Annotated in this window: 11 protein-coding genes; 4 read left to right on the top strand and 7 right to left on the bottom strand. The window is 63.7% G+C overall.

What is annotated here, in order from left to right; genetic code table 11:
- Positions 1-3 precede the first annotated feature (3 nt).
- Positions 4-1,125 (bottom strand): DUF2336 domain-containing protein, encoded by a 1,122-nt coding sequence (locus NLY43_RS31650; protein WP_023710649.1) that lies wholly within the window; start codon positions 1,123-1,125, stop codon positions 4-6.
- A gap of 91 nt (positions 1,126-1,216) precedes the next feature.
- Here NLY43_RS31650 and NLY43_RS31645 point away from each other — a divergent pair, with 91 nt between their 5' ends.
- Together NLY43_RS31645 and NLY43_RS31640 are read left to right on the top strand one after the other, a co-directional pair.
- Entirely contained in the window at positions 1,217-1,729 is a 513-nt protein-coding gene (locus tag NLY43_RS31645; protein ID WP_444848965.1) for a MaoC family dehydratase, read from the top strand.
- Positions 1,729-2,604 carry an HpcH/HpaI aldolase/citrate lyase family protein gene (locus NLY43_RS31640; protein ID WP_023710650.1) on the top strand — a complete coding sequence of 292 codons (876 nt, stop codon included), beginning with the start codon at positions 1,729-1,731 and terminating at the stop codon, positions 2,602-2,604. Before NLY43_RS31645 ends, NLY43_RS31640 begins: the two co-directional genes overlap by 1 nt.
- Here the strand turns inward: NLY43_RS31640 and NLY43_RS31635 are convergent.
- Together NLY43_RS31635 and NLY43_RS31630 are read right to left on the bottom strand one after the other, a co-directional pair.
- On the bottom strand, positions 2,601-4,502 hold the full coding sequence (locus tag NLY43_RS31635) for a CASTOR/POLLUX-related putative ion channel (RefSeq protein WP_023710651.1): 1,902 nt from the start codon (positions 4,500-4,502) through the stop codon (positions 2,601-2,603). The genes NLY43_RS31640 and NLY43_RS31635 overlap by 4 nt on opposite strands.
- A 111-nt stretch (positions 4,503-4,613) precedes the next feature.
- Entirely contained in the window at positions 4,614-5,198 is a 585-nt protein-coding gene (locus tag NLY43_RS31630; protein ID WP_023723386.1) for a nitroreductase family protein, read from the bottom strand.
- A 165-nt stretch (positions 5,199-5,363) separates the two neighbouring features.
- On the opposite strand from NLY43_RS31630, the gene NLY43_RS31625 reads away from it, so the two are divergent.
- Complete coding sequence (locus NLY43_RS31625; RefSeq protein ID WP_023695450.1) at positions 5,364-6,326, top strand: RgsD C-terminal domain-containing protein; 963 nt, start codon at positions 5,364-5,366, stop codon at positions 6,324-6,326.
- Between the two features lie 58 nt (positions 6,327-6,384).
- On the opposite strand, the gene NLY43_RS31620 is transcribed toward NLY43_RS31625, so the two are convergent.
- On the bottom strand, positions 6,385-7,323 hold the full coding sequence (locus NLY43_RS31620) for a lysophospholipid acyltransferase family protein (RefSeq protein ID WP_023695451.1): 939 nt from the start codon (positions 7,321-7,323) through the stop codon (positions 6,385-6,387).
- A gap of 85 nt (positions 7,324-7,408) precedes the next feature.
- A complete protein-coding gene (gene thrS, locus NLY43_RS31615) occupies positions 7,409-9,382 on the bottom strand; it encodes a threonine--tRNA ligase (RefSeq protein WP_023710653.1) in 1,974 nt (657 codons plus the stop codon).
- 207 nt (positions 9,383-9,589) lie between these two features.
- Between thrS and NLY43_RS31610 the strand changes: the two genes are divergently transcribed.
- Positions 9,590-10,426 (top strand): SAM-dependent methyltransferase, encoded by an 837-nt coding sequence (locus NLY43_RS31610; protein ID WP_023695453.1) that lies wholly within the window; start codon positions 9,590-9,592, stop codon positions 10,424-10,426.
- 13 nt (positions 10,427-10,439) lie between these two features.
- Here NLY43_RS31610 and blaOXA read toward each other — a convergent pair whose 3' ends face one another.
- Together blaOXA and yidD are read right to left on the bottom strand one after the other, a co-directional pair.
- Positions 10,440-11,255 (bottom strand): class D beta-lactamase, encoded by an 816-nt coding sequence (gene blaOXA, locus NLY43_RS31605; protein ID WP_023695454.1) that lies wholly within the window; start codon positions 11,253-11,255, stop codon positions 10,440-10,442.
- A 158-nt stretch (positions 11,256-11,413) separates the two neighbouring features.
- Positions 11,414-11,782, bottom strand: coding sequence for a membrane protein insertion efficiency factor YidD (gene yidD / locus NLY43_RS31600; protein WP_023695455.1), 369 nt, complete (start codon positions 11,780-11,782; stop codon positions 11,414-11,416).
- Positions 11,783-11,809 lie beyond the last annotated feature (27 nt).

Raw genomic sequence — 11,809 nt, 5'->3', positions numbered from 1 at the left:
GCGTCAGGCCGCGGCTATCGCCAGCGCATGCCCGCGCGCGTTTTCCCGCAGCGCGTCGAGATGGATCGACTTGACCAGGCCGGCGAGATCGCCCTCAGTGGATTGACCTCCGAGTTCCTTCAGCATCAGCCAGCTGACTTCCTGCACGCCGGCGAGGCGCTTGCCGTTGGCGACTTCGCGCCAGATCTTGAGCGCGCGCAGCATGATGCCATGGGTGGAAGCGGCAAGGCCGGCGCTGCGGAAGAGCGCCTGCAACGCAACGTCCTGGCCGCCTGCGAGCAAGGCCCGCACCCGCTGCTCCGACTGCTGGCTGAGCGCAACCAGGGCCGAGCCGAAAAAGTCGACCTTGCCGTGGGCAATGGCACGGATGATGAAACTTGCGGTCAGGTCGCCGCGCAGGCGCAGATGTTCGATAAGTGCCGCATGTTCCTCAGTGCGCGTGCCTTCGACCAGCCGCACCGAAGCCTTGACGCAAGCATCGCGCGTGACCCGCTCGGCTCTGGCCGCCCCCATCAGCGCCATCACCAGCGGCGAAGCCTTAAGCGTTTCGCCGAGCTTGACCAGCAGCATGTGCCGGCAGTCGGCCGGCAGCCGCACATCCGTGACCATTGCCTCGCGCAAATGAGCGATATGGCCATGCCGCTCGGCCATGCGGCGGAAGCTGAGCGACGCGATATCGGCGCCGTCATTGGCGAGCAGCGCCGCACACGCTTCCGGTTCGCCGATCTCGGCGATCGCCGCGGCAACCGCCATCGAAACGACCGGCCGGTCGGCGATCAGTTTTTGCGTCGCCTTGTGCCCGGCCGCGACGCGGTCGATCAGGTCGGCGTCCGTCAGCAGCGGGGACCGCGCCAGCACCAGGGCTGCCACTTCCGGCTGATCGGAGGCAAGCGCGCTGATGATCTGCAGCGGCGCGTGATGGCTCATCGACAGCGCTTCGGCCATAGCCAGCCGCACCTTCGACGAGGCGTCGTCGAGCAGCAGCGTCAGCGCCGCTTCGGCCGCGCAACGGTCTTCGAAAGGCAGGTCGGAATTGACGTAGGCGCGGGCCAGCGCGCTCGCCGCCGCGGCGCGCTCCGAAACTCTCGCGGTGTAGATCCATTTGAGAAAATGCGAGACAACCATACTGCCTGCTACGCCCCTTGCCGGAAAGCTTCCGGCCCCAGGAATGACCCTAGGCAGAAATGGTTTACGAACGGTTCACCATGTTTATTAACTGGCTTGCGGGTGGCATGGGCAGCGCCTATCAACCGTCAGGCAGCGGAGGAGAAAAACGATGCCCGGGCTTTATCTCGAAGAGTTCGTCGTCGGACATGTCTTTCGGCACACGCTGCGCAAGACCGTCACCGAAAGCGATAACATGCTGTTCTCGGTGATGACGCTGAACCCGCAGCCGCTGCACATCGACTTCGACTTCGCCGCCAAGAGCGAATGGGGCAGACCGCTGGTCAATTCGCTGTTCACGCTCGGCCTGATGATCGGCATTTCCGTCAATGACATCACCGTCGGCACCACAATTGCCAATCTCGGCATGAAGGAGACGGTGTTTCCGCACCCGGTCTTCCACGGCGACACCATCCGTGTCGAAACGACGGTGCTCTCAGTCAGGGACTCGAAATCGAAGCCGGACCGCGGCATCGTCGAGTTCGAGCATCACGCCTACAATCAGAACGATGTGCTCGTTGCCAAATGCACGCGCCAGGCGATGATGATGAAAAAGGCGGCCTGATGCGCTCGCTGCTGTTTGTGCCCGGGGATTCCAAAAAGAAACTGGAGAAGGGTTTTGGCGCCGGCGCCGACGTGGTCATCGTCGACCTTGAGGATTCCGTGGCGCCACAAAACAAGCCGTCGGCACGCGACATCGCAGCACGCTTTATTGCCGGCAACAGGCAGCAGACAAGCTCCGCCATCTATATCAGAGTCAACGACCTATCGACCGGGTTGACCGACGATGATCTGGCCGCCCTGGTTCCGGTCAAACCCGACGGCATCATGCTGCCGAAGTCGAACAGCGGCCAGGATGTCCAGCAGCTATCCGTAAAGCTCCGCGTACATGAGGCCGAAAACGGATTGCCGGATGGCGCGATCAAGATCCTGCCGATCATTACCGAGACCGCTGCTGGGTTGCTGGCCGCCGCGACCTATGCCGGGGCAAGCGCCAGGCTTGCCGGCCTCACCTGGGGTGCCGAAGATCTGTCGGCGGCGATCGGCGCGCAGGCTGCGCGCGACGACAACGGCCGCTACACCGATGTCTTCCGCCTTGCCCGCACCATGACCATCCTTGCCGCCGGCGCAGCTGAAGTCGCGGCGATCGACACGGTTTTCCCCGCCTTTCGCGACATGGCCGCCTTCGAAGCCGAATGCACGGAGGCCGAGCGTGACGGCTTTACCGGCAAGATGGCGATCCATCCGGCGCAAGTGCCGGTCATCAACGCCGCCTTCACGCCATCGGCGGAGGCAGTGCAACGCTCGCAGGCCATCGTCGCGGCCTTCGAGGCGGCCGGAAATCCCGGCGTGGTCGGCATTGACGGCAAGATGTATGACCGGCCGCATCTCAGGCTCGCCGAACGGCTTCTGGCTCGCGCCAAGGCAGTCGGGGTTTAGTCCCGCGCCAGCACGATGACCCGGTCCTCAGGCAGGTAGGCCAGCGCTTGCGACTTCAACGGGTTGACGGTGACGCCGCCCAGAGCCCGCTCATCACTCTGCGCAGCGCGAACGCGCCTATGTCCGATGGCGATCTCGCCGCGCAGCCGCGCCGATTCCGCGATCGTCCAGAACGTCACCGGCTGATCGATGGCGACATAGTGGCCGACCGGACGCATGTAGATTTCGGAGCCCTCCTCGTCGAGCAGGTCATCGAAGATCGCGGCGAGATTCTGGTTCTCCGATGCCTGCGCCAGCATCAGGCTGACCAGCCGGTTGCTGACGACGAAGTCATCGGCCTTGGTCACCGCCGCCAACTCGCGGTTGCGCACGTCGATCATTTCGCTGACAATCGAGATATGCGTGCCGGCATCGTCTGCGATTTTGCGCAAATGCAGCAGCGTCACCAGCGTGCGCGTATCGGCGGGCTGCGCTGCCATGGTCTCGCTGTAGCCGAGGACGAGCACGTGGTCGTAGGAAGGCACGTCCAGGCTTGCCAGTGCTGTGCTGCTCGACGTGTCGGTGATCCGGCAGGAAACCGACAGATTGTCGCCGACGACCGGCAGCCCGGCAACTTCCTGTTCGAGGCCTGGCGTATCGGCGGCGATGGTCAGGATCGAACCAGGCGCGACATAGCGCGACAGTTCATAGGTTATGATCGGACCGCGCCGGTTCCAGCCAAGGATCAGCGTGCGCTCCGGCTTCGCCTCAATGGGCTGATGGCGAAGAATCGCCGCGGTATCGATCTTGGCCGCCGCGCTTCCCAGCTTGATGGCGGCATCGTCCTCGGCAATGATGATGGCGCGCATGTCCTTGCCGATCACCAGCTCCGACGGTGGGTTGAGATTGACGCGCCCGGTTTGGTCGCAGAGCCCGATCAGCGCGCAATGCTCATAAGCCATCACCGCCTCGCCGAAGGTCTTGCCGGTGAGGTCCGCCTGTCCTGTCGTGTAGATTTCGCAGCCGTCGAAATCGAGCAACTCCGAATAGACGCCGCTGAGACCCGACTGCCGGCTCGAATGCACGACGATGCGCGAGATCAGCTGGTCGGCCAGGACAAGCTGTACCTCGGCCCCGCCGACGACGCGGGCAACCTCGGCGTTCTTTCCGTCGCGGATCTCGGCGGCGATGTTATAGGGCGCCGTGCGCCGGTTCGGGTCGTTGGCCAGCGCCAGCACCGTCTTGATCACCTGCGAATCCGGGTCGTCGCCGTCCGGCGACAGCACGATGATCGAGCGCGAGGTCTGCGGGTTGACGATGGCCAGATCGTAGAGGTCGGTCGGGTCGCCGCTGCGGCAGACGATGCGTGTATTGCCCAGTCTGCCGACTTTGGCGGCGATCTCGTCCTCCATCGCCACCTTGTCCATATTGGCCATGACGACAATGCGCGGATGGCGGCGGCTGGCATTGGCAATGACGAGTTCGGAGATGACGTCGAAGATCGACGGCGACCAGTTGAGGATGATGGTGTGGTCGCTCTCCAGCACCCGCGAACGGCCCTTGCGCAATTCATCGAGCTTGCTGTCGACGCCGGCGCTGAGCACGCCGATGAGGGCCGACACGACGAAGATGCCGGCGAGCGTGACAAAGAGCATGACGAGACGAAAGGCCCAGCCGGTGTCGCCGCCCATCGTGCCGGAATCGAGCGTGCGCATCAGCGATTCCCAGAATGCTTCGAAGAAGTTCAGTGGTTCGCCGCCCTCCGGCGCGATGCGGGTCACCGCAAGAAAAGCCGCGGCGGCGATGATGATCAGCAGCGAAGCGACGGCGAGCCAGCCGATCAGCGCGATCGGCCCGGCCGCCATGCTCTTGTCAAACCCATAGCGCAGCCGGGTTCGCAGCGAGTCTCGTTTCTTCATGTCGCCGGCGACCCCCAAAAAAATCCCCATGGTCGATGCGCCAACCCCCAACGCATCGCCGAAGCCGCTGTCTTAGCCTGTGTTTAAATAAAGGGGAATCGCTTTCGGGTGTCAGCCGTTCCACGGCCCCGCATAATCGGCATAGAGCTTTGCCGGATCGGGCCGCGGCCGTTCCGGCGCCGGTCCCTGATAGCAGCCGATATGGACGAAGCCGACAACACGTTCCTGTGGCGCCACTCCCAGCAGCGCCCTGCCCTCCGCCACGTCGGAATACCAGTTGCTGATCATGTTGGTGCCGTAGCCCAGCGCATTGGCTGCGATCATCAGGTTCATCGCCGCCATGCCGCCGGACAGGAACATTTCCCATTGCGGGATTTTTGGATTGTCCTTCGGGCTCGAGACCACGCCGATCACCAGCGGCGCACGCGAAAACCGAGCCAGTTCCTGGTTGCGGCGGTTTTCCGGCAGCGGTCCTTCGCGCTGTTCGGCGAGCGCCGCCAGCTTCCTGCCGATCTCGACGCGCGCCTCGCCGCGATAAAGGATGAAGCGCCACGGCTCCAGCCGGCCGTGATCGGGCACCCGGCTTGCAGCCGCGATCATGGTCGCGATATCGCCATCGCTGGGCGCCGGTTCCTTCAATTCAGGAATCGGTGCTGAGTTTCGGGTCAGCAGGAAGTCGATGATCGGCGACGCCATGGGGGCCAGGTCTCCTAAAGCACTCGATTTTGAGCTGAAGCGCGCCATTGCGGATCGGGGCGGCTCCGGCATTGGCGCGGGCGCGCCGGACGAAAGAACCTGTTGCCAAGGCGGTCGGACTCTTAAGCCTTGAAATTGCCACCGCCTTGGGCTTCAACGCAAGGCATGTTTGAGGGGACATCGCGCCTTTTCCTGATTTGGCTCGCCGTAGCGCTGTTTGCGCCGGCCTCGATGGCCATGGCGCAGAATGCCGACGGCATCGGCAATCTGAAACTCCCCGATATTTCGAGCTATGCACCGCCCAAGGGCGAGACGCCGCTGGCACTAGGTGGCGGCGGCGCCATAACGCTGTCGGCCCAGTTGACCGACAAGGGCGCCGACATCACGCGCGGCATCGTCTGGCGCGTCTTCAAGCCCGAGGCCGCCGGCGACGGCAAGCTGCCGATGGTGGCTTCCGCGCATGGCGGCAGCGCCGTGTTCCAGCTCGAACCCGGCAGCTATCTGGTCCACGCCTCATACGGACGCGCCGGCGCCACCAAGCGCATCACCGTCGGCAAGGACGCCAGGCGCGAAAGCCTGGTGCTCGATGCCGGCGGCCTCAAGCTCGACGCGGTGCTGTCGGGCGGCGTGCGTATTCCGCCGAAAAAACTGCGCTTCTCCATTTATGAGGGCACCGCCGAGGCCAATGGCGACCGCGCTTTGATCATTCCCGATGTCGAGCCGAACAGCGTCGTGCGGCTCAACGCCGGCGTTTATCATGTCGTCTCCACCTATGGCGCGGTCAATGCCGTCATTCGCTCCGACATCCGCGTCGAAGCCGGCAAGCTGACCGAAGCCACCGTCGAGCATCGCGCGGCGGAGGAGACCATGAAGCTGGTGCGCGAGACCGGCGGCGAGGCCATCGCCGATACATCCTGGTCGCTGCTCAACGAATCCGGCGACCCGATCAAGGAGGCCGTCGGCGCCTTCGCCTCGATGGTCTTGGCCGAAGGCCAATACACCATCATCGCCAAGAACCGCGACCGCATCTACCAGAAGGATTTCACCGTCGTTGCCGGACAGAACCAGGAGATCGAGGTCCTGGCCACCGAGGCGTCGGCCATCGATCCCGAGGAAGGCGCCGACTGACCGGCGCGCCCATTGGCCTCGGTTTGGCCCTCAGTTGAAGTGGTAGTTCAGGGCTACGTCAGGCGGCCTTGCGCAGGCGGCGCTGCAGGAAGTGGACCCGGCCGCGCGGCGCGTCGGGCGCCAGATCGAAGACGCCGCGATGAAGACGCTCAAGCAGCGCCTTGCGATCGCGCAGCGATTCCAGCTCGGCCCAGCTCAACAGGTTGCCGACGCGCACGTCGATCGTCTTGCCGGACAGCCGCGCGAATTCGCGGATGAGCATTGAAAGGCGCAACGTCAGCGACGCCTTGCCGACGAATTTCGCCACCCTTCCTTCGCGCTCCGCCATGTTCATCGGGCCGCTGACCAGATGGAACAGCCGGCCGTTCTGCCCGGAAAAATGCATCGGCACCACCGACGCCTTGGCGTCCTGCACGAGGCGCGCCGGAAACATCTTCCACGGCAGGTCGCGCGCCCGGCCAAAGCCTTTCGGCGCGGTGGCGACGCCGCCGGCCGGAAATACGACGATGGTGACGCCCTCCCTGAGCAGCCGCACCGCCTCGTGGCGTACCGCCAAGTTGTTCTTCACCGCGTCCTTGGTCTCGGAAAAGTCGATCGGCAGCGAATACGGTTCCATCTCGCGGATCTTCAGCAGATCCTTGTGGATCATGACGCGGAACGGACGCCCGAGCTGCTCGACGAGCGACAGCACGGCAATGCCGTCGCCAATGCCGAACGGGTGGTTGGCTACGATCACCAGCGGCGTGTCCGGCAGCCCCGCCGGCGGCCACCGATCGGTGCTGCGCACCTCGACGTCGATCAGCTCCAGCATGCGGCTGAACACGCGCTCGCCGGTCGGCGCCACCTGGCGGCGCCAGAAATCATAGAGCGCGGCATACCGGTCGCGCCCCGACAGACCTTCAATGGAATGGATGAACCAGCGCGTCAGCGCCGGCTGGCTCGCATTGGCGTAGGAGAGTTCGGGAAACGGCCTTTCCCGTATCTTCAGCTTGAGCATGGGGGCTCGTTACAAGGTTGGCGTGACAGGCATGTGAAAATGGCGGTGGATCGCTCCACCGCCATTTCTCCGAAATATTGATTGCTCAGGCCGCGCTGCGCCTTCGGTCGGGCGAAACAGCCTCGTCGGAAAGCAGCTTCAGCGCGTCGGCCAGCTTGAGCGATTCCTGATCGCGCGAGCCGAGCCGGCGGATGTTGACCGTCTCCTCTTCCGCCTCGCGCTTGCCGCATACGAGGATCACAGGAACCTTGGCCAGCGAATGCTCACGCACCTTGTAGTTGATCTTCTCGTTGCGCAGATCCGGTTCGGCCAAAAGTCCTGCCGCCTTCAACTGTGCGACGACCTTTCGCGCATAGTCGTCAGCATCCGAGGTGATCGTCGCCACAACCACCTGCAGCGGCGCGAACCACAGCGGGAAATGACCGGAATAATGCTCGATCAGGATGCCGAGAAAGCGTTCCATCGAACCGCAGATGGCGCGATGCACCATCACCGGCTGCTTCTTTTCCGAATCCGAACCGATGTAGAAGGCGCCAAAGCGTTCCGGCAGATTGAAGTCGACCTGCGTGGTGCCGCACTGCCATTCGCGGCCGATGGCGTCCTTCAGCACATATTCGAATTTCGGCCCGTAGAAAGCGCCCTCGCCCGGTTTGATCGAGGTCTTGATGCGGTTTCCCGAGCGCGTCCTGATTGTATCCAGCACGTTGCCCATGATCGCCTCGGCATGATCCCAGGCCTCGTCGGTGCCGACGCGCTTATCCGGCCGCGTCGACAGCTTCACGCTGACATCGTCGAAGCCGAAATCGGCGTAGGTCGACAGGATCAGATCGTTGATGCGCAGGCACTCCGCGGCCAGCTGCTCCTCGGTGCAGAAGATGTGCGCATCGTCCTGCGTGAAGCCGCGCACGCGCATCAGCCCGTGCAAGGCGCCGGACGGTTCGTAACGATGCACATTGCCGAATTCCGCAAGCTTTACGGGCAGATCGCGATAGGATTTCAACCCATGCTTGAATATCTGCACGTGGCCCGGACAATTCATCGGCTTCAGCGCGAACACGCGGTCGTCGTCGGTGTCGTCGCCGGCCACCGTCACCTTGAACATGGCATCGCGATACCAGCCCCAGTGGCCCGACGTCTCCCACAGGCTCTTGTCGAGAACCTGCGGTGCGTTGACCTCCTGGTAGCCCTGCTCGTCGAGGCGGCGGCGCATGTAGTTGACCAGATTCTGGAACATCTTCCAGCCCTTGGCGTGCCAGAAGACGACGCCCGGCCCCTCTTCCTGGAAATGGAACAGGTCCATCTCGCGGCCGAGTTTGCGGTGGTCGCGCTTCTCTGCCTCTTCCAGCATCGTCTGGTAGGCATCGAGTTCAGCCTGCTCGGCCCATGCCGTGCCGTAGATGCGGGTCAGCATGGGGTTGTTCGAATCGCCACGCCAATAGGCGCCGGCCACCTTCATCAGCTTGAAGGCGTTGCCGATCTGCCCGGTGGAGGCCATGTGCGGGCCGCGGCAGAGGTCGAACCAGTCACCCTGGGAATAGATCTTGAGATCCTGGTCTTCGGGAATGGCGTCGATCAGCTCGAGCTTGTAGCGCTCGCCCTTCTCGGCAAAGACCTTTTTCGCCTTGTCGCGCGACCAGACTTCCTTGGTGAACGGCTTGTTACGCGCAATGATCTCGCGCATCTTCTTTTCGATCACCGGGAAATCGTCAGGCGTGAACGGCTCGTTGCGGGCGAAGTCGTAATAGAATCCGTTCTCGATCACCGGCCCGATGGTCACTTGCGTTCCCGGCCACAGTTCCTGCACGGCCTCCGCCAGCACGTGTGCTGCATCATGACGGATGAGCTCCAGCGCGCGCGGATCGCTGCGGGTGATGATCTCGACCTTGCCGGACTTGCCAAGCGGGTCGGAAAGATCGCGAACGGTGCCGTCGATGGCATAGGCGACAGCCTTCTTGGCCAGCGACTTCGAGATCGATTCGGCGAGGCCCGCACCGGTCATCGCCGCGTCATAGTCGCGGACGGAGCCATCGGGAAATGTCAGGGAAACGGAATTCAGCATCGGGTATCTCCTATCCAGTCCCGCAAACGAGCGCGGGTGGTCGTGGTGTGAAGCCGGAGGCATCCGGCAGCGGGCGGGTTTTAGAGGCCACGCGGCATCAGGTAAAGAGCCGTCGTTGGCGCAGCTGTCAGGAAATGGCGCGACAGATGTCGCAGGCCAGTCGCACAGGCTTGCGAATTTCCCCGACACGAGGTTGGAATCCCCGGCATGGAAGACGCAAAATCCAGCCGAACCGCCTTGGGCGTCGCGCGCATGCGGGCCCTCCACCAGTTCTCGCAGCAGGCGGCGCTGTTTCGCGACCCATATGCGAGTGCGATACTGGGCGATGCCGCACCGACGGTGCAGGAGCTCGAGCAGGAAGGTGAGCGCAGCCGGCGCATGCGCCTGTTCGTGGCAGCGCGCGCCCGCCTCGCCGAGGACTGGCTGGCTGCGGCGGTGCGCCGGGGCGTCCAGCAAGTGGTGGTGCTCGGCGCCGGCCTCGACACTTTCTCGCTGCGCAATCCGTACCCTGATGTCGCGGTGTTCGAAGTCGATCACCCGGCGACACAGGCCTGGAAACGGAAATGCATCGCCGATGCTGGTCTTGCCGAACCGCGGGCCACCATGTTCGTGCCGGTCAACTTCGAGCGCCAGCGCCCCGCGGATGGCCTGGCATCGGCCGGTTTGCGGCAGACCGAGCCCAGTTTCTTCATCTGGCTGGGTGTCGTTCCGTATCTGAGCCAGGACGCAATCTTCAGCACCCTGTCCTGGATTGCCGGCATGCCCGGTTCGGAGGTCGTCTTCGACTACAGCGAGCCGGCCGAGAACCGCGATGCGGCTGGACAGGCTGCCCTCTCTTTCCATGCGGCGCGCGTCGCCGCTGCCGGAGAGCCCTGGATCAGCTTCTTCGTGCCCGCGGCACTGGCGCAATCGCTGCGCGAGCTCGGCTTCGATGAGATCGAAGATCTGGAAAGCAGCGACATCGCCGCCCGCTTCTCCAGGACGCCAAAGGCGGAGACAAGGAATTCCGGCGGCCACATCCTTCGTGCCCGCCGGAGCACTTGAAGCTAAAGCAAGTTCACTTCACCAGTTGCGGCAACTCCCTCAGTAACGCCGCGCGTGTCGCCGGGCCTTTCGGCATGTCGATCGGCTTGGTGTCGACGACCAGCCGGGCGAAGACGATCCGGCGGCCGCCCTTTTCGGCCCAGCCGACGAACCAGCCCAGCGCGCGCTTGTCCTTGCTGTTTCCCAGCCTGGTGCTGCCGGTTTTGCCCCGCACCGTCCAGCCGCCGGCCTGGAAAGTCGGCAGGATGGCTCGGGTCATCTCATGCGCCTTGGCAGAAACCGGCATCTTGCCGGCGAGCAGCTGGCGCAGGAAGGCTGTCTGTTCGACCGGCGATATCTCAAGCGAGGAATTTATCCAGGATTGCGTGAGCCCGTTGTCCTTGTCGGCATCGCCCGAGACATCCATGTTGCCGTAGCCGAATTTCGAGACGTAGAGGGCAAAGCTTTTTGCGCCGAGCCGGCGCACGATCTCGCGCGAATACCATACGATCGAGTCGCGCTCCCAGATCGTCGGGTCGACGGCCTTGTGGTCGCGCTTCACGGCGTTGAACTCAGGCTTGTAGTCCCAGCTCGGTGTATGCGCGTCGCTGAGGACACCGCTGTCGTAGCCGATCAGCGCCAGCGGCACCTTGAAGGTCGACGCCGGGCTGACGCGTTGGTCGCAGACGCCGCTTTGATAGAGCGTCTCGCCGCTCGCCGCGTCCTGGATAAGCGTGCAGGCGAAATCGCCAAGCGGCGCCGATTGCGCCCGCATCGGAAATCCCAGAAACCAGGCCAGCAGGAAGAGGACCGCGGCAATGATGAAGGGATGGGTTTCGATCCGACGCATGTGGGCTCTCCTGGGAATGAACAGGAGGCGCTTAGCGAAGTGTCTTGGCTCGATTTTGACTCAAATGCGCAGTCTTTGTGCAGGCCGTTGTTAACCCTACCGGATCGTAAAGAAATGCCGCCCTGGCGATCTATATCAGGGACCCAGCGCGTCCGCCGTCAGGCCTCGCCGCGCTTCCTGCCGATCTGCCAATAACGCCATGGCGTGAACCAGACGTAGCTCGGAGCGAGCACCTCCGGCACGCGGTCGACACCATGCGTTCCGAACGGCCCGCAGCGCAGCACGCGAAAAAGCCCCATCCAGCCGCCGGCCCACAGGCCATGGCGGGCGATTGCCTCATGCGCGTATTCGGAACAGGTCGGCAGATGCCGGCAGGAATTGCCGACAAAGCCGGACAGCGTCAGCTGGTACAAGCGCACCAGCGACGTGCCGAAAATGCGGCCGGGTGTTTTGCGCCAGGGACCGGGCCAGTTGCGCCCGCGCCGGGTCTGTCCGGCGGCATGCACATGCCGATGCTGGTCGCCCACCGCAGTCTCTTTCCGAACGCGACCCCG

Origin of the sequence: Mesorhizobium sp. C416B (assembly GCF_030323165.1) — a bacterium.
Taxonomy (GTDB): Bacteria; Pseudomonadota; Alphaproteobacteria; order Rhizobiales; family Rhizobiaceae; genus Mesorhizobium.
The sequence above is the reverse complement of the archived record's forward strand: the minus strand, read 5'-3'. Positions and strand labels throughout refer to the sequence as shown.